Origin of the sequence: Streptomyces sp. NPDC005262 (assembly GCF_042872425.1) — a bacterium.
Lineage (GTDB): Bacteria > Actinomycetota > Actinomycetes > Streptomycetales > Streptomycetaceae > Streptomyces.
Genome location: NZ_JBIAKK010000012.1, coordinates 29788 through 50050, shown reverse-complemented (window position 1 = coordinate 50050; position 20263 = coordinate 29788). Strand labels below are relative to the sequence as shown.

At 70.2% G+C, this 20263-nt stretch carries 19 protein-coding genes; 15 read left to right on the top strand and 4 right to left on the bottom strand.

The genetic code is table 11. From position 1 onward, the window contains the following. Positions 1-81 precede the first annotated feature (81 nt). Genes ACFYP5_RS26345 through ACFYP5_RS26330 form a run of 4 tightly spaced genes read left to right on the top strand, consistent with a single transcriptional unit; the run spans position 82 to position 3586 of the window. On the top strand, positions 82-1206 hold the full coding sequence (locus ACFYP5_RS26345; RefSeq protein ID WP_389040561.1) for a S1C family serine protease: 1125 nt from the start codon (positions 82-84) through the stop codon (positions 1204-1206). Between the two features lie 11 nt (positions 1207-1217). Beyond that, positions 1218-1394 (top strand): hypothetical protein, encoded by a 177-nt coding sequence (locus ACFYP5_RS26340; RefSeq protein WP_389040558.1) that lies wholly within the window; start codon positions 1218-1220, stop codon positions 1392-1394. 39 nt (positions 1395-1433) lie between these two features. After that, positions 1434-2165, top strand: a complete 732-nt coding sequence (locus ACFYP5_RS26335) for a response regulator transcription factor (protein ID WP_389040555.1) — start codon at positions 1434-1436, stop codon at positions 2163-2165. Then, the gene (locus tag ACFYP5_RS26330) at positions 2162-3586 is read left to right on the top strand and encodes an ATP-binding protein (protein WP_389040552.1); all 1425 of its coding nucleotides are present in this window, start codon (positions 2162-2164) and stop codon (positions 3584-3586) included. Before ACFYP5_RS26335 ends, ACFYP5_RS26330 begins: the two co-directional genes overlap by 4 nt. An 18-nt stretch (positions 3587-3604) precedes the next feature. On the opposite strand, the gene ACFYP5_RS26325 is transcribed toward ACFYP5_RS26330, so the two are convergent. The 3 genes from ACFYP5_RS26325 to ACFYP5_RS26315 all read right to left on the bottom strand — a co-directional run bounded on the left by ACFYP5_RS26325 (position 3605) and on the right by ACFYP5_RS26315 (position 6956). Further along, entirely contained in the window at positions 3605-4489 is an 885-nt protein-coding gene (locus ACFYP5_RS26325) for a phosphatidylinositol-specific phospholipase C (protein WP_389040549.1), read from the bottom strand. A gap of 109 nt (positions 4490-4598) precedes the next feature. After that, a complete protein-coding gene (locus ACFYP5_RS26320; protein WP_389040546.1) occupies positions 4599-5030 on the bottom strand; it encodes a DUF302 domain-containing protein in 432 nt (143 codons plus the stop codon). A 96-nt stretch (positions 5031-5126) separates the two neighbouring features. Beyond that, positions 5127-6956 (bottom strand): bifunctional metallophosphatase/5'-nucleotidase, encoded by a 1830-nt coding sequence (locus ACFYP5_RS26315; RefSeq protein WP_389040543.1) that lies wholly within the window; start codon positions 6954-6956, stop codon positions 5127-5129. Positions 6957-7189: 233 nt separating this feature from the next. On the opposite strand from ACFYP5_RS26315, the gene mshD reads away from it, so the two are divergent. The 11 genes from mshD to pstB all read left to right on the top strand — a co-directional run bounded on the left by mshD (position 7190) and on the right by pstB (position 18936). Further along, complete coding sequence (gene mshD, locus ACFYP5_RS26310; RefSeq protein ID WP_389040540.1) at positions 7190-8113, top strand: mycothiol synthase; 924 nt, start codon at positions 7190-7192, stop codon at positions 8111-8113. Between the two features lie 131 nt (positions 8114-8244). Continuing rightward, a complete protein-coding gene (locus ACFYP5_RS26305) occupies positions 8245-8652 on the top strand; it encodes a GntR family transcriptional regulator (protein ID WP_389040537.1) in 408 nt (135 codons plus the stop codon). Continuing rightward, positions 8649-9557 (top strand): ABC transporter ATP-binding protein, encoded by a 909-nt coding sequence (locus ACFYP5_RS26300; RefSeq protein WP_389040534.1) that lies wholly within the window; start codon positions 8649-8651, stop codon positions 9555-9557. The genes ACFYP5_RS26305 and ACFYP5_RS26300 overlap by 4 nt, the downstream gene beginning before the upstream one ends. Continuing rightward, positions 9554-10519 carry a hypothetical protein gene (locus ACFYP5_RS26295; protein WP_389040531.1) on the top strand — a complete coding sequence of 322 codons (966 nt, stop codon included), beginning with the start codon at positions 9554-9556 and terminating at the stop codon, positions 10517-10519. The genes ACFYP5_RS26300 and ACFYP5_RS26295 overlap by 4 nt, the downstream gene beginning before the upstream one ends. A 269-nt stretch (positions 10520-10788) precedes the next feature. After that, positions 10789-13035 (top strand): RNA degradosome polyphosphate kinase, encoded by a 2247-nt coding sequence (locus ACFYP5_RS26290; RefSeq protein WP_389040529.1) that lies wholly within the window; start codon positions 10789-10791, stop codon positions 13033-13035. Beyond that, positions 13022-14068: a CHAD domain-containing protein gene (locus ACFYP5_RS26285; RefSeq protein ID WP_389040526.1), complete on the top strand. Its 1047-nt coding sequence runs from the start codon at positions 13022-13024 to the stop codon at positions 14066-14068. The genes ACFYP5_RS26290 and ACFYP5_RS26285 overlap by 14 nt, the downstream gene beginning before the upstream one ends. Beyond that, positions 14065-14478: an NUDIX hydrolase gene (locus ACFYP5_RS26280; RefSeq protein ID WP_389040523.1), complete on the top strand. Its 414-nt coding sequence runs from the start codon at positions 14065-14067 to the stop codon at positions 14476-14478. Before ACFYP5_RS26285 ends, ACFYP5_RS26280 begins: the two co-directional genes overlap by 4 nt. 276 nt (positions 14479-14754) lie before the next feature. After that, positions 14755-15894 (top strand): phosphate ABC transporter substrate-binding protein PstS, encoded by a 1140-nt coding sequence (pstS, locus tag ACFYP5_RS26275; RefSeq protein ID WP_389040520.1) that lies wholly within the window; start codon positions 14755-14757, stop codon positions 15892-15894. Between the two features lie 157 nt (positions 15895-16051). Beyond that, positions 16052-17050: a phosphate ABC transporter permease subunit PstC gene (gene pstC, locus ACFYP5_RS26270; protein WP_389040517.1), complete on the top strand. Its 999-nt coding sequence runs from the start codon at positions 16052-16054 to the stop codon at positions 17048-17050. Continuing rightward, the gene (gene pstA / locus ACFYP5_RS26265; RefSeq protein ID WP_389040514.1) at positions 17047-18132 is read left to right on the top strand and encodes a phosphate ABC transporter permease PstA; all 1086 of its coding nucleotides are present in this window, start codon (positions 17047-17049) and stop codon (positions 18130-18132) included. Before pstC ends, pstA begins: the two co-directional genes overlap by 4 nt. 27 nt (positions 18133-18159) lie before the next feature. Further along, the gene (gene pstB, locus ACFYP5_RS26260; RefSeq protein ID WP_030972091.1) at positions 18160-18936 is read left to right on the top strand and encodes a phosphate ABC transporter ATP-binding protein PstB; all 777 of its coding nucleotides are present in this window, start codon (positions 18160-18162) and stop codon (positions 18934-18936) included. Positions 18937-19260: 324 nt separating this feature from the next. Here pstB and ACFYP5_RS26255 read toward each other — a convergent pair whose 3' ends face one another. Next, positions 19261-20259 carry an anion permease gene (locus ACFYP5_RS26255; protein ID WP_389040511.1) on the bottom strand — a complete coding sequence of 333 codons (999 nt, stop codon included), beginning with the start codon at positions 20257-20259 and terminating at the stop codon, positions 19261-19263. Positions 20260-20263 lie beyond the last annotated feature (4 nt).

The window sequence follows — 20263 nt, the reverse complement described above, 5'->3', positions numbered from 1 at the left end:
TATATCGGGCATACGAGGTTCTGCCGGGCTTCTCAGGACGTGCTCAGGCTTCTCTCATGTTCGCCGGACACAGTCGGGGACATGACTGAGAGCCAGCGCCCGAGCGGCGAGTACCCGATGTACCCCTCGTACGGCAACGGCGACGCGGCCTACCCGCCGCCGCCTGCGCACCAGCCCGCGCAGCCGATCTCCACGGGCCCCGGAACGACCGTGTGGCCCGGCAGCGGCGGCGCCGGTCACAGTGGTGGCGACCACTACGGCGGCTACGGTCAAGGGCTGCCGCAGCCCGCCCCGGAGCCGTCCGGGCACGGGCGCCGGGCCAAGCGGCCGGTCGCCCTGCTGGCGGCCGTCGCGGTCGCGGCGGCGGTCGTCGGCGGTGTCACCGCCACCGCCGTCGGTCAGTTCACCGGCACCGGTTCCAGCGGCACCGACAGCAGTTCGGTGGTCAGCGGCACGACCGTCTCGCAGAGCAGCACGGGCACCGTCGCCGGTGTCGCGAAGGCGGTGTCACCGACGATCGTCGAGATCGGCGCGACATCGACCGCGGGCGAGTCCACCGGCTCCGGCGTGATCATCACGTCCGACGGCGAGATCGTCACCAACAACCACGTCATCGCGGGCGCCTCGTCGATCAAGGTGACGCTCAGCACCGGCAGGACGTACACCGCGAAGGTCGTCGGCACCGACGCCGACAAGGATCTGGCGCTGATCGATCTGCAGGGCGCGAGCGGGCTGAAGACGGCCACGCTCGGCGACTCCTCCGGGATCAAGGTCGGTGACCAGGTCGTCGCGATCGGCTCGCCCGAGGGCCTCACCGGCACCGTCACCAGCGGCATCGTCTCCGCGCTGAACCGCGACGTCACCGTCGCCAAGGACAGTGAGGGCGGTCAGGGGCAGGGGCAGCAGGGCGGCGGCAGTGACTGGCCGTTCGAGTTCGGCGGACGACAGTTCAACGGCGACACCGGCAACTCCACCACCACGTACAAGGCCATCCAGACCGACGCCTCGCTCAACCCCGGCAACTCCGGCGGTGCGCTCATCAACATGAACGGCGAGATCATCGGCATCAACTCCGCTATGTATTCCGCGAGTTCGGCCGGCGGATCGAGCAGCTCCGGTGCGGGCAGCGTCGGTCTCGGCTTCGCCATCCCGGTGAACACGCTCAAGGCCGACCTCGACACCCTGCGGGACGGCGACAGCTCCTGAGGAGATCAGCCATGAACCACCCGTCCGACACCCCCACCGGCCCGGCGGACCTGGCTCTGCCGCTCGCACTGGCGGCTCGGTCCGCCGCGACGGCCCGGCGCGCCACGGAACTCCGTGCGACCACCACGATCACCACCGGCCGCGGACGCCGGGCCGCGCGACGCCGCGCCACGGCCGTGCGAGGCTGAAGGCACCCCGGCAGCGCAGAGAGAAGAGGACGACGAGCGATGAGTCCCGCCGAAGACGATCCGCAGCGCATCCTGATCGTCGACGACGAGCCGGCCGTACGCGAGGCCCTGCAGCGCAGTCTCGCCTTCGAGGGATACGGCACACAGGTCGCCGTCGACGGAATCGACGCACTGGCCAGGGCGGAGTCGTACGCCCCCGACCTGATCGTCCTCGACATCCAGATGCCGCGGATGGACGGCCTGACCGCCGCCCGCCGCATCCGTTCCACCGGCGCCACCACTCCCATCCTGATGCTCACCGCCCGCGACACCGTCGGCGACCGCGTAACCGGACTCGACGCCGGCGCCGACGACTACCTGGTCAAGCCCTTCGAACTGGACGAGCTCTTCGCCCGCATCCGGGCCCTGCTGCGCCGCAGCTCGTACACGGCCGTGGCGGGCGGTGACATCCCCGACGACAATGTGCTGTCCTTCGCCGATCTGCAGATGGACCTCGCCACCCGCGAGGTCACCCGCGGCTCGCGCCGCGTCGAGCTGACCCGGACCGAATTCACGCTGCTGGAGATGTTCCTGGCCCACCCGCGGCAGGTGCTGACCCGCGAGCAGATCCTGAAGGCGGTCTGGGGCTTCGACTTCGAACCGAGCTCCAACTCCCTGGACGTGTACGTGATGTACCTGCGCCGCAAGACGGAAGCGGGCGGCGAACCACGGCTCGTGCACACAGTGCGGGGCGTCGGGTACGCGCTGCGGGCCGGCGGAGGTGACGGGTGACGAGCCCGCTTCACCGGATCCGCGCACTGCCGCTGCGCTCCCGGCTGGCGATGCTGGTCGCGACCGCGGTGGCGGTCGCCGTGGCGGCGGTGGCCCTGGCCTGCTGGCTGACCACGCGGGACCGGCTGATCGAGCAGCTCGACAGCAGCCTGCGGCAGGTCAACGTCGGTCAGCAGACCGTCGAGAGTCTCAACGCAGCCTGTCTGCAGGGCCTGCCGCAGGACAGCGACTCCGGCGGGCCGGAGATCCCCTACACGATCCAGGTGGTGACACCCACGAGCACGAGGCCGTGCACCTGGCCCGGCAAGTCCGCGATCCCGGTGCAGTCCGCCGACCGGGCCGTCGCAGCCGGGGAGCGGCGGGACGCGGTGCACACCACCGAGGCGAAGGACGGCGTCAAGATGCGCGTCTACACCTCGGAGGCCCACATCGGCCCACTGGTCCGGCCCGGTCTCGCCGTCTCGGTGGCGTTGCCCATGGAGCAGGTCACCGCCCCCCTCAACCAGCTCGCGGTCGTCCTCCTCATGGTGTCCGGCATCGGCGTCATCGGAGCGGGCGCCGCCGGGCTGTGGGTCGCCCGCACCGGACTGCGCCCCGTCGACGAGCTCACCGAAGCCGTCGAGCATGTCGCCCGCACCGAGGACCTCACACTCCGCATCCCGGCCGAGGGCGAGGACGAGATCGCCCGGCTGTCCCGCTCCTTCAACTCGATGACTGCCGCCCTCGCCACCTCCCGCGACCGGCAGGCGCAGCTGATCGCGGACGCCGGGCACGAGCTGCGCACGCCGCTGACCTCGTTGCGTACGAACGTGGAACTGCTCGCCCGCAGCGAGGAGACCGGCCGTCCGATCCCGCCGGACGACCGCAGGGCACTGATGAAGTCGGTCACGGCGCAGATGACCGAGCTGGCAGCGCTCATCGGCGACCTCCAGGAACTGGCCCGTCCGGACGCGGCCCAGCCCGGCCCGCTCCAGGTCGTCGCCCTGCACGACATCGCATCGGCCGCGCTGGAACGGGCCCGGCTCCGCGGCCGCGAGCTGACCATCACCGCGGACCTCGAACCCTGGTACGTACGGGCCGAGCCGGCGGCACTGGAGCGGGCGGTCGTCAACGTCCTCGACAACGCCGTGAAGTTCAGCCCGCAGCACGGCACGATCGCCGTGGCCCTGCACGGCGGGGAGCTGACCGTACTGGACCAGGGCCCGGGCATCCCCGAAGAGGAACTCCCCTTCGTCTTCGAGCGCTTCTGGCGCTCCCCGTCCGCCCGCCAGCTGCCGGGTTCGGGCCTGGGCCTGTCGATCGTCGCGCGCACGGTCCAGCAGGCGGGCGGCGAGGTCACGCTGCGCCGGGCGCCCGGTGGCGGCACGGAGGCATGCATCAGGCTGCCGGGCGCCCCGCAGCCGCCGCCGGAGACCACCTGAGCCGCCCCGGACGACCGCTCAGGCCCCGGAGTTGTGCCGGATCAGTGATGCGACCAGGCCGGGCCGGGTGGCGGGGAAGTCCAGCGGGACGATCCCGAGCCCGGTCCAGCCGGACGCCTCGGAGCCGTCGAGGTACGACTGCACCTGCGGGTTGAGCCGGTCCGCGTTCCAGCGGGGCGGCATCAGGGCCGCCGTGCTCACGTAATTCATGAACAGCTTCCCGGGCTGCTGCGCGGCCTTGCGGAACTGGGACTCGATCTTCGGGTACTTGGCGAACGGTTCCGCCATGTAGTCGTCCTGGATGTCGAAGAGTGCGGGATCGGCGTAGCGGACGCCGGGCAGTCCGCCGTTGTCGGCGAGCAGCACGACCTTGCCGCGGGCCTCGCCCAGTGCCGGCAGCGCGGGGTCGATCCGGAACAGCGGCCGCCAGCCCTTGGCGTCGAGGTACAGGTCGAAGATCCGCCGGAACTCGGCGTCGCTCTCCTCGGAGTACTCCTGCTTGACCCGCATCAGCACGGTCTCGGTCGGCCGCTCGGCCAGGAAGTCCCAGCAGGCGCCGAGGACGTCACCGAACATCAGGTTCTGGTACGAGGCTCCGTGATGGATCGCGAAGGAGTCGCCGGTGACCCGGCACCGTACGTCGAGAAAGCGGATGCCGCTGTTGAGCTGCTCGGCGACGGTGGTGTTCTGGCACTCGGTCCACGGGCCGCCGTAGCGGGCGCCGGAGTCGTGCGTTCCGGGGATGGTCAGGCGTTGTACGGGGGTGGCGTCGGCGAGGCCGGCCATCCAGTCCTGCGTGGTGGGAGCTGCCCGGCGGGCTGCGGCGGTCGCGGGTTCCGTCCTGGCGAGAGCGGTGGCGGAGAGGGCGAGTGCGCCGGTCAAGAAGGTTCTGCGGGTGCTCATGCGGGTGCCTCCGTCGGCTGCGTGGGGGGTCAGCCTTCGGAGTATGACGGGTACACGCCACAACGGGAACGGGGCCGCGTCGCCGGTACGCGCGCCCGGCCGAGAGGCCCTAGACCGCGGCCGGGCCCGTCGCCTGACGTACCGCCGCCACCGTGCTCGCCTCCACCGCGGCGACGCCCGCTTCACTCGCCGGCCCCAGACCGTGGCGGGCGGCGAGCCACGAGGCATCGTTGCAGGTCACCCAGGTGTCACCGGCGGCATCCTGCCAGGCCAGCGCCTTCGACGGGAGGTCGATGCCGGCGGTCTGCCGGTCCTGCATCAGCTGCGTGCCGCCTTCGGGCTTGCCGAAGATGAGCAGCTCGGTCGGCCTGAGTTCCAGGCCGATGCGAGCGGCATGGTCCGCATGGTCGATCCGTGCGAACACCTGGAAGCCCGAGGCGCTGATCGCCTCCTGGAGCCGGTCGATCGTTTCGCGGACGGACCCGTTGCAGGCGACGGTGACCAGGCCGTCGTCCGCCTCTGCTTCGGCTTCTGCAGTCATGTTCCGACACTAGGCGAGGCCCGGGCCCGAACCCGTGACGACAGCGGGGCGGTGGGCCGGATGGCCCACCGCCCCGCTCACTCGATCGCCGGACCCCTACTGAATGACCGTGATCCGGTCCGTGGCCGGCGGGGCCAACGGCGCGGTGGCCGACGAGTGCGCCGCCAGGTACGCGTTGAACAGGTCCAGGTCGGACGCGCCGACCAGCTTGTCGGTGCCCTGTCCGAGCGCCGCGAAGCCGTCGCCCCCGCCCGCGAGGAACTCGTTCATCGCGACGCGGTACGTCTTGGCCGGGTCGATCGCCGCGCCGTTCAGCTTGATCGTGTCGACGACGACGCGGGCCGCGCCCGTCTTCGTCATGTCGAGGGTGTACGTGAGGCCCTTGGAGACCTGAAGGATCTTCGGGCTGGCCTCGTTGGCGCCGCTGACCTGCTGCTGGAGCGCGCTGACCAGCTGCGCACCGGTCAGGTCGACGACATTCATCATGTTGGTGAAGGGCTGCACGGTGAACGACTCGCCGTACGTCACCACCCCGTCGCCCTCACTGCCGGTCGACTTGTACACCAGGTCCGCGCGGATGCCGCCCGGGTTCATGAAGGCGACGACCGCCCCGCCCTTGTCCGCGGGGGCCAGGCCCTCCAACTGCGCGTCGGCGATCAGGTTGCCGAGCGGCTTCTCGGGGGCCGTGGAACCGCGGCCGTTGATGTCGGCGCTGATGAAGCCCTGCGGCCTGTTCGCGACCGGGGCCGCGAGGGTGTTCCAGCGGGCGATCAGGGCCGTCATGTCGGTGGCCTTGGGCTGGTCCCGGGTGACGATGTGATTCGCCGAGACCGGGTTCAGGGAGCTCGACGACTTCACCGACGTACGCACGATGTCCTTGGTGCGGCGGTCGTACGTGAGGGTCGTGTCCGTGTACAGCTTGCCGAACGACGCCGCCGAGGTGACCAGACGCGGGTTGCCCGCCGGGTCCGGCACGGTGCACACGTACGCCTGGTGCGTGTGGCCTGTGACCAGCGCGTCGACCTTCGGGCTGATGCCCTTGGCGATGTCCACGATCGGCCCCGAGATGCCGTCACCGGCGCCGGGGCTGTCGCAGTTGTAGTTGTACGAGGAGGAGGCCGGGGCCCCGCCCTCGTGGATGAGCGCGACGATGGACTTCACGCCCTGGCGGTCGAGCTCCTTGGCGTACTTGTTGACCGTCTCGATCTCGTCGTGGAACTTCAGGCCCTTGACGCCGTTGGCGGTGACGATGTCGGGCGTGCCCTCCAGGGTCACCCCGATGAAGCCGATCTTGACGCCGTTCTTCTTCCACACCGTGTACGGCTTGAGGATCGGCTTGCCGGTCTTCTCGTCCGTCACATTGGCGGCGAGGTACGGGAAGTCCGCGCCCCGGAACGTCCTGTCCTTCTCGTAACACCCCTCGACCGGGTGGCAGCCGCCGTTCTGGAGGCGGGCCAGCTCGACGGCGCCCTCGTCGAACTCGTGGTTGCCGACGGTCGTCACGTCGAGGTCGATCTTGTTGAGCGCCTCGATGGTCGGCTCGTCGTGGAAGAGCCCGGACAGCAGCGGGCTCGCGCCCACCATGTCGCCGCCGGCCGCGGTTATGGAGTACGGGTGCCCCTTGCGCGCGGTGCGCAGCGAGGAGGCGAGGTATTCGACACCACCGGCCGGGATCGCCTTCGTCGTACCGTCGGCCTGCGTCTCGGTGACGTTGCCGGCCGATCCGGCCGGCGGCTCCAGGTTGCCGTGCAGGTCGTTGAAGGACAGCAGCTGGACGTCGACGGTGCGCGCGGGCGTGTGGTGCCCGTGACCGCGGTCCTGGGCGCCGGCCGGCATCGCCGCGACGAGTGCGCCGACGGTGGCCAGCCCGGCCGCGGCGGCGAGCACCCGCCGTGACGCACGGTTCTTCTGCGGTGTCGCTGACATCGGTCCCCTTGTGAGTTCAGCGGGAGGGTTCGGCCCGCAGCCTAGAGTCAACGCGCGTAGCGCGACAGGTGTTTCGCGTTACGAACCGGTTGCCATGTGGTCGGTAAGGGGATCAACTCCCCCGCACCGCCCACAGCTCGCACCTATCCGGTCGAAAACGTCACGGCAATGGCCGAGCCCCGCGACACCTCACTGCCCCCCTCACGGCCCCGCCCCGCCGTACGCTCGTACGCATGACGACTGATGTACCCCTCCCCGCTCCCGGGCGTGAGATCCGGACGCTCGACGTGCTCTCCGCCGACCAGGCCGGAGCCGTCCTCGATCTGCTCGACGAAGCGACCCGCGCCGACGGCAGGCCCGCGGTCTCCGAGCAGGGCCGGCTGCAGCTCAGGGGCGGGCACCGGGAGGGTGTGCGCCACCTTCTGCTCACCAGCTCGGGCACCCTCGTCGGGTACGCGCAGCTGGAGGACACCGACCCCGTCGAGGCACCGGCCGCCGAGCTGGTCGTGCACCCCGCGCACCGCGGCCAGGGGCACGGGCGGGCGCTGGGCGCCGCCCTCCTCGCCGCGACCGGGAAGCGGCTGCGCGTCTGGGCACACGGAGGGAAGTCCGCGGCACGCCACCTCGCCCAGGTCCTCGGCCTCTCCCTCTTCCGTGAGCTGCGTCAGCTGCGCCGCACCTTGAGCCCGCTGGACATGGCGGAGCCCGTGCTGCCGCCGGGCGTCACCGTCCGCACCTTCGTGCCCGGCCAGGACGACGCCGCCTGGCTCGCGGTGAACAGCGCCGCCTTCGCCCACCACCCCGAGCAGGGGGCGCTCACCCAGCGCGACCTGGACGACCGCAAGGCAGAGCCGTGGTTCGACCCGAAAGGCTTCTTCCTGGCCGAGCGCGACGGCGAGCTGATCGGCTTCCACTGGACGAAGGTGCACGCCGAGGAGCAGCTCGGCGAGGTGTACGTCCTCGGCATCCGGCCCGACGCGCAGGGCGGCGGCCTCGGCAAGGCGCTCACCGCGATCGGGCTGCGCCATCTCGCCGCCGAGGGGCTGCCGACCGCGATGCTCTACGTCGACGCGGACAACAAGGCGGCCCTGACGGTGTACGAGCGGATGGGCTTCGCCACCCACGAGGTGGACCTGATGTACCGCACGGAGTCCTGAACAGCCGGTTCGGAGTCCTGAGCAGCCCGCCCGGAGTCCGGGGCGGCACAGCTTTCCCGGGGGGCGGCGTCGCTTGACGCCGCCCCTTCTTTCCGCCACCCTTTCACTACTCAATTAGTGAAAGGGTGAACATGGCAGAGTCCGCAGCGGTCGAGTTCCGCATCGACCGGCGCAGCGGCGTCGCCACGTACCTCCAGATCGTCCAGCAGACCAAACAGGCCCTCCGCCTCGGCCTGCTGGAGCCCGGCGACCGGCTGCCCACCGCACGCGAGGTCGTCGAGGCGACCGCGATCAACCCGAACACCGTGCTCAAGGCCTACCGCGAGCTGGAACGCGAAGGTCTCGTCGAGGCCCGGCGCGGGCTCGGCACGTTCGTGCGCCGGACCCTCGGTTCCACGGCCACCACCGACACGCCCCTGCGGGGGGAACTCACCGACTGGGCCCGCCGGGCACGGGAGGCGGGACTGGAACGCGACGACATGGACGCGCTCTTCGCCGCCGTACTGGACAGCACGTTCAAGGGGGACAGCCACACATGACAGGCGCTGCGATCGAGGCGAACGGCCTCGGCGTGAAGTACCGGCGCGGAGCCGGGGAATGGGCGCTGCGCGACTGCTCGTTCCGGCTGCCCACGGGGCGCGTGTGCGCGCTCGTCGGGCCCAACGGCGCAGGCAAGTCCACTCTGCTCGCCCTCGCCGCAGGGTTCCTCCGGCCGGTCGAGGGGACAGTACGGATCCTGGACGCCACGCCCGCCGAGGCACGGTCCCGGATGGCGTTCGTGGCCCAGGACAAGCCGCTGTACCCGCAGTTGACGGTCGCCGAGACACTCTGGGCGGGCGCCGAGCTGAACCCCGCCACCTGGGACCAGGCCATCGCCGAGCGCGTCACCGGGGACCTGCCCAGGGACGCCAGGGTCCGGACGCTCTCCGGTGGCCGGCGCACTCGCCTGGCTCTGGCACTCGCGCTCGGCAAGCAGCCCGAACTGCTGCTGCTCGACGAGCCGATGGCCGACCTCGACCCGCTCGCCCGGCACCGGCTGATGGGCGTCCTGATGGCGGAGGCCGCCGAGCACGCCACCACCATCGTGATGTCCTCACACATCCTCGCCGAGCTGGAGGGTGCCTGCGACTACCTCCTGCTCGTCGACGGCGGCCGGGTCCGCCTCGGCGGCGAGACGGAGGACATCCTCGCCGCGCACGCCCTGCTGACGGGTCCGGTACGGGAGCTGGCACCGCACACCGTCGTCGAGTCCCGCACGACGGGACGGCAGCTGACCGCACTCGTACGGAGGGAGGGCCCGGTGGACGACTCGGCCTGGGAGATCGCGGAACCGTCACTGGAGGAGCTGCTGCTGGCGCATCTCCGGTCACCGGAGGCACCGGCGCTGCTGACACCGAGCGCGGCGCACGCCACGGTCCCCGGAGAGGCGGTGGCGGCGCGATGAGCACCCTCGGTCTCCGCGGCCCCGCCCGGGTCGTAGTACGCCGGCACCACCGCACGCTGTGGACCGCCGGTGCCCTCGCGGGCGCCGGGATCGTCGCCGTGGCCGGTACCTATCTGTGGATGAGCTCGGTCTCCGACACGTTCGCGGGCACCGGCTGCTCGGTCGAGCACACCGTCAGCGGCTGCGGTGTCTCCGTCCGGCACTTCCTGAGCAGCGAGTTCGTCTTCAGCCGTCTGCTCACGTACGCGAGCGTGGTGATGCTGCTCCTGCCCGCCCTCATCGGCATGTTCGTCGCAGGCCCGATGTTCGGCCGGGAGCTGGAGAGCGGCACGTACCGGCTGGCCTGGGCCCAGTCGGTGACCCCGGCCCGCTGGCTCGCCGCCAACCTCGCGGTGCCCGCCGTGCTGTCTCTGGCCGGGATGTCCGTCCTGTCCGCCGTCTACGCGTGGGCGCGGGCCCGGGCGGACCTCACCCACTACCCGTCGGCTTGGTACAACCGGGAGGTCTACGGCTCGATGGGTACCGTCCCCGCCGGTTACGCCCTCTGCATGCTGGCCTTCGGCGCCCTCGCCGGGCTGGTGCTGCGGCGCACCGTCAGTGCCATGTTCGTGACGGTGACCGGATACGGCGCACTGGTGATCGCCCTGAACACCGTGCGCAACGATCTGTGGCCGACCCGTACGGGTACGTCCGCGGCCGGAAGCGGTCTCCGGATCCCCCACGGGGCCTCCGGTGCAGGGCACGGCTGGCTGACCAGCGGCGGCAAACGGCTTCCCGCCGGCGTGTGCCCCGACTCGGCCGCCGACTGCCTGGCCGGGAAGGACATCACCCTCCGCTACCTCGACTACCACCCCGCCTCGCACTTCTGGCCGCTCCAGCTGGTCGAGACCGGCATCCTGCTCGTCCTCGCCGCCGCTGCCGTCGCCCTCGCCTTCCGCGTGCTGCGCCGCCGCCACGGCTGACCGCCCCGATCGCCGGGGGTCCGGGCCTCAGCGGAGCGGCCCGGACCCCGCACAGGCGGCCCGTCGCCGCAACTGCGCACCCGCACACCGCTTCCTGCACGTCATGTCGCCGTTACCGGCCATTCAGACGCGCTTGCAACCCTCTCAGGATGCAGCCAGCTGTGCCGACCCCCCGCAACGGGAAAAATCCCGGCAGAGACCGTGCGATTCCCGCGATCTCCGTACCGTCCGACGCGCCCCAGGGGCCTTCCGCGCGGAACAATAGGGCCATGAGCCAGCAGCCCAGCTCCGAGGTCCCGGTCCAGCCCGCCGCGCAGCCGTCCATCGGCTCTCTCGCCGCGCACCGTCCGCATGCCGTCGCGTCGGCGAACGGCGGACTTTCCACCGCTGCCGACCTCGATCCCGATCTCGACGCGGACGCGGATGCGTACGAACCCGATGTCGACGGCGACGAGCTGCCCCAGGGCCGGTTCCTGGACCGGGAGCGCAGTTGGCTCGCGTTCAACGAGCGAGTGCTGGAACTCGCCGAGGACCCTGCTACGCCCCTCCTCGAACGGGCGAATTTTCTCGCGATCTTCGCCTCTAACCTGGACGAGTTCTTCATGGTCCGGGTGGCGGGCCTCAAGCGCCGTATCGCCACCGGCGTCGCCACCCGCTCCGCCTCCGGTCTGCAGCCCCGCGAGGTCCTCGACCTGATCTGGACCCGGTCGCGCGAGCTCATGGCCCGGCACGCCGCCTGCTACCAGCAGGACATCGCGCCCGCACTTTCCGACGAGGGCATCCAGCTGATCCGCTGGCCGGAGCTGACCGAGAAGGAACAGGCCCGCCTGTTCACGTTCTTCCGGCAGCGGGTCTTCCCCGTGCTGACGCCGCTGGCCGTCGACCCGGCGCACCCGTTCCCGTACATCTCGGGCCTCTCGCTCAACCTCGCGGTCGTCGTGCGCAACCCGGTGAGCGGCCACCGCCACTTCGCCCGCGTCAAGGTGCCGCCGCTGCTGACCCGGTTCCTGGAGGCGTCTCCGCAGCGGTACGTCCCCATCGAGGACATCATCGCCGCGCATCTGGAAGAGCTCTTCCCGGGCATGGAGGTCCTTGCCCACCACATGTTCCGGGTCACCCGGAACGAGGACCTGGAGGTCGAGGAGGACGACGCCGAGAACCTCCTCAAGGCCCTGGAGAAGGAGCTCATGCGGCGCCGTTTCGGCCCGCCGGTGCGCCTGGAGGTCGAGGAGTCCATCGACCCGTACGTACTGGACCTGCTGGTCCGCGAGCTCAAGGTGTCCGACGCCGAGGTCTACCCGCTGCCCGGACCGCTCGACCTCACCGGACTGTTCGGCATAGCGTCCCTGGACCGGCCCGAGCTGAAGTTCCCCAAGTTCATCGCGGGCACCCACCGCGATCTCGCCGAGGTCGAGTCAGCCTCCGCACCGGACATCTTCGCCGCGCTGCGCGAACGCGATGTGCTGCTGCACCACCCGTACGACTCGTTCTCCACCTCCGTCCAGGCGTTCCTGGAGCAGGCGGCGGGCGACCCGGACGTGCTCGCGATCAAGCAGACGCTGTACCGGACCTCGGGCGACTCGCCGATAGTCGACGCGCTGATCGACGCCGCCGAGTCCGGCAAGCAGGTCCTCGTGCTCGTCGAGATCAAGGCCCGCTTCGACGAGCAGGCCAACATCAAGTGGGCGCGCAAGCTGGAGGAGGCCGGCTGCCACGTCGTCTACGGCCTCGTCGGGCTGAAGACCCACTGCAAGCTCTCGCTCGTGGTCCGCCAGGAGGGCGACACGCTGCGCCGCTACTCGCACGTCGGGACCGGCAACTACCACCCGAAGACGGCACGGCTGTACGAGGACCTAGGCCTGCTGACCGCGGACCCGCAGGTCGGGGCGGATCTCTCCGACCTCTTCAACCGGCTCTCCGGCTACTCCCGCCGCGAGACGTACCGCCGGCTGCTCGTCGCCCCGAAGTCCCTGCGCGACGGACTGATCTCCCGGATAAACAAGGAGATCGCGCACCATCGGGCCGGGCGCCCCGCCTACGTGCGCTTCAAGGTCAACTCGATGGTCGACGAAGCGATCATCGACGCCTGCTACCGGGCCGCCCAGGCGGGCGTGCCGGTGGACATCTGGGTACGCGGCATCTGTGCGATCCGCCCCGGCGTCCCCGGCCTCTCCGAGAACATCCGGGTCCGCTCGATACTGGGCCGCTTCCTCGAACACTCCCGGGTCTTCTCGTTCGGCAACGGCGGCGAGCCCGAAGTGTGGTTCGGCAGCGCCGACATGATGCACCGCAACCTCGACCGCCGGATCGAAGCACTGGTCCGCGTCACCGACCCCGCCCACCGCGTCGCGCTCAACCGGCTCCTGGAGACAGGTATGGCCGACACCACCTCCTCCTGGCACCTCGGTCCCGACGGGAACTGGACCCGGCACGCCACGGACGCGGACGGTCAGCCGCTGCGGCACATACAGGAAATGCTCATTGACGCCCGGAGGCGCCGGCGTGCGACGCCCTGACCACCCGACGACGACCCGGACGGACGTGTCCGCGGGCGCGGTCCTCGGCCCCTACCTGCAGGAACAGGCCGCGGACTTCCTGCGGAGCCTGCGGCTGCACCGCGAGAACAGCGCTCCCACGGACGCCGGGTCCGTCGCCGCCGAAGAGGCCGCCTGCGCGCTGCGCCGGTCGGCCCGCCGCATCAGCGGCACCCTGCACACCTTCCGCTCGGCACTCGAACCGGGCTGGGCCGAACAGCTCCGTACGGAACTGGCCTGGCTCTCGGGCACCCTGGCCCGCGAGCACGCGTACGCGACCCGGCTCACCCGGCTCCTCGACGCGCTGCACGCCCTGTCCGGCTCCTCGCTGCCCGCGGCCCGCGCGAAGGCCACCGGCGTCGTACCCCGCGACGCCGATGCCGCCCAGCACGAAGTCGCCCAGCAGGCCGTCGTCCACGCCAAGGAACGCGCCGCGCTCGACGTCGGCGCGGCCCGGGCCGGGGCGCTGCTGGAGCGGCAGCTGACCCTCGCCAGGACCCGGGCGCATTCGGCGGCGCTCCAGGCGCTCGGCTCGTCCCGGTTCCACGCGGTCGCCGACGCGGTCGCCCTGCTCGCCTCCGAGGTCCCGCTCTCCGCCGCGGCCGACGCCCCGGCCGTCGAGATGCTGCACGGGCCCGCCGACCGCGCCGAACAGCGGCTGCTCGGTGCCGTGGCCGCGCTCCCGGCGGACGAGGCGGTCGAGCCGTACAACGAGGCGTACGACGCGCCCTGGCACCAGACCCGCCTTCTGCTGCGACTGCACCGGTACGCCCACGAGGTGGTACGCGGCGCTCCCGACCCGGTCCTGGCCGCGCCCGGGCACGCGCTCGACCTGCACCGGGACGCGGCGGAGGCGGCAGCGGCGGCCGCAGCGGCGGCCCGCACACCCCGGATCGCGCCGGCCACCGCGTACGCCCTGGGGGTGCTCCACGCCGACCAGCGGCACGAGGTGGAGGCGGCCCGTGGGGTCTTCCGGGAGACCTGGCCGTACGCGGCGGCCGTGACCGCGCCATGACCGGCAGCACCGTGCTGGCCGCGGGGTGCGTGCTGTGGCGCCGGGCGCCGCACTCCGGAGAGCTGGAGATCTGCCTGGTCCACCGGCCCCGCTACGACGACTGGTCGCACCCGAAGGGCAAGCTCAAGCATGGCGAGCCGGCGAGGGACGCCGCCCTGCGCGAGGTCCTCGAGGAGACCGGGCACCACTGCGTGCCGGGTACCCCGCTGCCCACCGTCCGGTACGTCGCGAACGGCCGTCCCAAGGAAGTCACGTACTGGGCGGCCGAGGCCACGGACGGTGCTTTCGTCCCGGGCGACGAGGTGGACCGCGTCCTCTGGCTCGCCCCGGAAGCGGCCCGCACCCGCCTCACCCAGCCCCGTGACCGTGCCTTGCTGGACGCACTGCTGACCGCCCTGCCAACGGCATAGGGGCACTTTCGAGCCATCCGGCGACGGAGCGGCAGAGGGCCCACCGGCCCCGGTTCCCACACGCTCCGCGCACATCACGCGACCTCAGCGCGAGCGCCGCACCGCACCGCCCGCCACGGTTCACCTTCCGTTCACTCTCCCCCGTAGGCCGCTTCACCTGTTCTGCCTAATTTCGGCAGTGCACGGTGCGCGGCGAAACGCCGCACCACCCACCACAACGCACGCCGTCGTAGAACGAACAAGACCTCGGCGGCTTCTGGAAGGAAAAACCCGAAAGTGAAGCTTCAGCGCAAGAACCGGCTTCGTGCCACCGCGCTCGGTGCCCTCGCCGTCTCCAGCGCCCTGGTCCTCACGGCGTGCGGTTCGGACAACAACAGCGGCGGCAGCGCCTCCGGCGGCAGCGGCGAGAAGACGAGCGCCGCGTCGGACGTCAAGTGCGACGACGCCAAGGGCCAGCTCCTCGCCTCCGGCTCCAGCGCACAGAAGAACGCCATGGACCTCTGGGTCAAGAACTACATGGCCGGTTGCAAGGGCGTCGAGATCAACTACAAGGCGTCGTCCTCCGGTGAGGGCATCATCGCCTTCAACCAGGGCACCGTCGGCTTCGCCGGCTCCGACTCGGCGCTGAAGCCCGAAGAGGTCGCCGACTCGAAGAAGATCTGCAAGACCGGCCAGGGCATCAACCTCCCGATGGTCGGCGGCCCGATCGCGATCGGCTTCCACCTCGAGGGTGTCGACAGCCTGACGCTGGACGCCCCCACGCTTGCCAAGATCTTCGACGGCAAGATCAAGAAGTGGAACGACACCGCGATCGCCAAGCTCAACGACGGCGTGAAGCTTCCGAACAAGGCGATCCAGGCCTTCCACCGCTCCGAGGACTCCGGCACCACGCAGAACCTCGGCAAGTACCTCGCCGCCACCGCGCCGAGCGACTGGAAGTACGAGCCCGAGAAGAAGTGGCCGGCTCCCGGCGGCCAGGCCGCGTCCGGCTCCGCCGGTGTCGCCGCCCAGGTGAAGCAGGTCGACGGCTCGATCGGTTACTTCGAGCTCTCGTACGCCTCTTCGCAGTCCATCTCCACGGTCGACATCAACACCGGTGGCTCCGCCCCGGTCAAGGCCTCCTCGGAGAACGCGTCCAAGGCCATCGCCGCCGCCAAGATCACGGGCACCGGCAAGGACCTGGCGCTCGGCCTCGACTACACCACCAAGGCCGAGGGTGCGTACCCGATCGTCCTGGTGACGTACGAGGTCGTCTGCGACACGGGCAACAAGGCCGAGACGCTTTCCACGGTCAAGTCCTTCCTGAACTACACCGCCGGTGACGAGGGCCAGAAGCTCCTCACCGACGCCGGTTACGCGCCGATCCCGACCGAGATCAACGCCAAGGTCCGCGAGACCATCGCTTCCCTCTCGTAACCAGAAGCAACACCCGTAACACCAGCTGAATCAGCTCCACAGGCAACAGATGGCAGCCGGCCCGGTGCACCCCTCCGGGCCGGCCTGCCGCCCCACCCCATCCGGTGCACCGCCGCCAGGGGAGCGACACCGCTCCCCCACACAGACCGGAAAGACCATGGCTTCCACCACACCGATAGATACGCCACCGGCGCGCCCGGTGCAGCGCAAGCGCGCCAGGCCCAAGGCCCCCGGACGCGCAGGCGACAAAATCTTCCTGGGCCTCTCACGGGGTTCAGGCATTCTGCTGCTCGTGATCATGGCGTCGATCGCCGTGTTCCTCACGTACCGCGCGACCCTCGCCGTCTCCCAGGACCAGGGCAACTTCTTCACCACGCTGGACTGGAACCCGGTCGGCGACAAGCCGGTCTTCGGTATCGCGGTCCTGCTCTTCGGCACAGTCGTCAGCTCGATCATCGCGATGGCCATCGCGGTTCCGATCGCTGTCGGTATCGCCCTCTTCATCTCGCACTACGCGCCGCGCAAGCTGGCCGCGCCCCTCGCATACGTCGTCGACCTGCTCGCCGCAGTGCCGAGCATCGTGTACGGCATCTGGGGCGCCCTCTTCCTGGTCCCGTATCTGGAGGGCCTGAACCTCTGGCTCGACCAGTTCTTCGGCTGGACGTACGTCCTGGACAAGACCGAGGTCGGCGTCGCCCGCTCGCTCTTCACCGTCGGCATCCTGCTCGCGATCATGATCCTGCCGATCGTGACGAGCGTCAGCCGCGAAGTCTTCCTTCAGGTCCCGAGGATGAACGAGGAAGCCGCCCTCGCGCTCGGCGCCACCCGCTGGGAGGTCATCCGCCTCTCGGTGCTGCCCTTCGGCCGCTCCGGCGTGATCTCCGCGTCGATGCTGGGTCTCGGCCGCGCGCTCGGCGAGACGATGGCCGTCGCCACGGTCCTGTCGCCGAGCTTCCTCATCTCGGCGCATGTGCTGAATCCCGGCGGCGGAACGTTCGCCCAGAACATCGCGGCGAAGTTCGACGAGGCCGACCAGTTCGGGCGTGACGCCCTGATCGCCTCCGGCCTCGTCCTCTTCATCCTCACCCTGCTGGTCAACGGCGCGGCCCGGCTCATCATCGCCCGCCGCAAGGAGTACTCGGGGGCCAACGCATGAGCCAGGCAGCCAACACCGGCATTCAGGAGCGCCCCACCCCCATGGCGGCCGCTTCCAGGAACAGCCTCAGCAGCCGGGCGCTCCCCCGCTGGGCCCCGCTCGCCTTCGCGGCCGCAGCGGTCGTGCTCGGCGTCGGTATCGGCGCGGCGGCAGGCTGGCAGAGCCGCATCCAGTGGGGCCTGTTCTCCGCGGTGCTCTTCGTCGTCATCTCGTACGTCACGACGTCGGTCGTCGAGAACCGGCGCCAGGCCAAGGACCGGCTCGCCACCAGCATCGTCTGGGTGTGCTTCCTCCTCGCCGTCGTCCCGCTGGCCTCGCTGGTCTGGACGACGGTCAGCCGCGGCGCGAAGGTCCTGGACGGCTACTTCCTCACCCACTCCATGGCCGGCGTGCTCGGCACGGAGCCGGGCGGCGGTGTCTACCACGCGCTGATCGGCACCCTGGAGCAGGTCGGCCTCGCCACCCTGATCTCCGCCCCGATCGGCCTGCTGACCGCCGTCTACCTGGTGGAGTACGGCAAGGGCGCGCTCGCCAAGGCCGTGACGTTCTTCGTCGACGTGATGACCGGCATCCCGTCCATCGTGGCCGGCCTCTTCATCCTGTCGATCATGCTGATGACGCAGCTCCAGCCGTCCGGCCTGATGGGTTCGCTGGCGCTCACGATCCTGATGATCCCGGTCGTGGTCCGCTCCACCGAGGAGATGCTCAAGCTCGTCCCGAACGAGCTCCGTGAGGCATCGCTCGCCCTCGGCATCCCGAAGTGGCGCACCATCCTGAAGGTGGTCCTGCCCACCGCGATCGGCGGCATCACCACTGGTGTGATGCTTGCGATCGCCCGGATCGCCGGCGAGACCGCACCGATCATGCTGCTGGTCTTCGGCAGCCAGCTGATCAACCCGAACCCCTTCCAAGGCGCCCAGTCGTCGCTCCCCTTCTACATCTGGGAGCAGTACAAGATCGGCAGCGAGGCGTCGTACGACCGCGCCTGGGCCGCTGCTCTGGTCCTGATCGCCTTCGTCATGATCCTCAATCTGGTGGCCCGCGGCATCGCCCGCTGGAAGGCCCCGAAGACCGGCCGCTGACGCGGCACGAAAGAAGCAGTGATTCAGATGGCCAAGCGCATCGACGTCAGCGGCCTGTCCGCCTACTACGGCTCCCACCTCGCCATCGAGGACATCTCGATGACCGTGGAGCCCCGCTCCGTGACCGCCTTCATCGGCCCGTCCGGCTGCGGCAAGTCCACTTTCCTGCGCACCCTGAACCGGATGCACGAGGTCACCCCCGGTGGCCGCGTCGAGGGCAAGGTGCTGCTGGACGACGAGAACCTGTACGGCTCCCACGTCGACCCGGTCACCGTGCGCCGCACGGTCGGCATGGTCTTCCAGCGCCCGAACCCGTTCCCGACGATGTCGATCTTCGACAATGTCGCGGCGGGCCTGAAGCTGAACGGCTCGTACAAGAAGAGCCAGCTGTCGGACACCGTCGAGAAGTCCCTTCGCGGTGCCAACCTCTGGAACGAGGTCAAGGACCGCCTGAACAAGCCCGGCTCCGGTCTCTCCGGCGGCCAGCAGCAGCGCCTGTGCATCGCCCGCGCGATCGCGGTCGAGCCGGACGTGCTGCTGATGGACGAACCGTGCTCCGCCCTGGACCCGATCTCCACCCTCGCCATCGAGGACCTGATCGGCGAGCTGAAGGAACGCTTCACGATCGTCATCGTGACGCACAACATGCAGCAGGCGGCCCGCGTCTCGGACCGTACGGCGTTCTTCAACCTCGCGGCGGTCGGCAAGCCCGGCAAGCTCGTGGAGATCGACGAGACGGAGCGGATCTTCTCCAACCCGTCGGTCCAGGCGACGGAGGACTACATCTCCGGCCGCTTCGGGTGATCAAGGACAGCCTTGGGGTGCTGCATGGCGGTGCCACCCACAAGGCAAAGGGTCCGCCCCCGCTCCTCTCATGGGAGCGGGGGCGGACCCAATTCCAGGACCGGACCACCCGACATTCCGGGACCGGCCCACCCGACCGGCACATCGGGGCCGCTCGGAAAATCGTTCATGCCGGCCGACGGCCGGATCAAGTCCTTCGGCAGACCGGTCAGGACCGATCGGGGACCCCTCGAAGGGCGCATCAGGCCCGTCCGGGATCGAGGACGAAGCGGCTACCGGACGCCCCGGCAGCCAGCCGCCCCAGCCCTAGCTCTAGCTCTAGCTCTAGCCGAACATCAGCACGACAAGCCCGTAGCTGGCCGCAGCCACCAGCGCCGCAGCCGGCATCGTGATGAACCACCCGAGGATGATGTTCTTCGCGACCCCCCACCGCACCGCGTTCACGCGCTTCGTCGCCCCCACACCCATGATCGCCGAGGTGATCACATGCGTCGTGGAGATCGGCGCGTGAAACAGGTACGCCGAGCCGAACATGATCGACGCCCCGGTCGTCTCGGCTGCGAAACCCTGCGGCGGGTCCAGCTCGATGATCTTCCGGCCGAGCGTCCGCATGATCCGCCAGCCACCCGCGTACGTACCCAGCGAGAGCATCAGCGCGCAGACGAGCTTCACCCAGACCGGGATCGGGTCGTTCGGGTCCTCGATGTCGGCGATGACCAGCGCCATCACCACGATGCCCATCGTCTTCTGCGCGTCCTGCAGGCCGTGCCCGAGCGCCATCCCGGCAGCCGAGACCGTCTGCGCGATCCGGAAACCGCGCTTGGCCTTGTGCGGGTTGGAATTCCGGAACATCCACATGATCGTGACCATCACCAGATAGCCGACGATCAGACCGACGACGGGCGAGATGAACATCGGGATGACGATCTTGTCGAGCACCCCGTCCCAGTGCACCATCGTTCCGCCGGCCAGCGCCGCACCGACCATGCCGCCGAAAAGGGCGTGCGAGGACGACGACGGCAGCCCGAAGTACCAGGTCACGAGGTTCCAGATGATCGCGCCGACGAGTGCGGCGAAGAGGATGCCCATCCCCTTCTCCCCCTCGGGCGTCGCGATCAGGCCCTCGCTGACGGTCTTGGCGACCCCCTGGCCCAGGAAGGCACCGGCGAGGTTCATCACTGCGGCCATCGCCAGGGCCGCCCGCGGGGTCAGCGCCCGGGTGGAGACCGAAGTGGCGATGGCGTTCGCCGAGTCGTGGAAGCCGTTCGTATAAGTGAAGCCGAGCGCGACAGCAATGGTCACGACCAGCGCAAAGGTGTCCACGTGG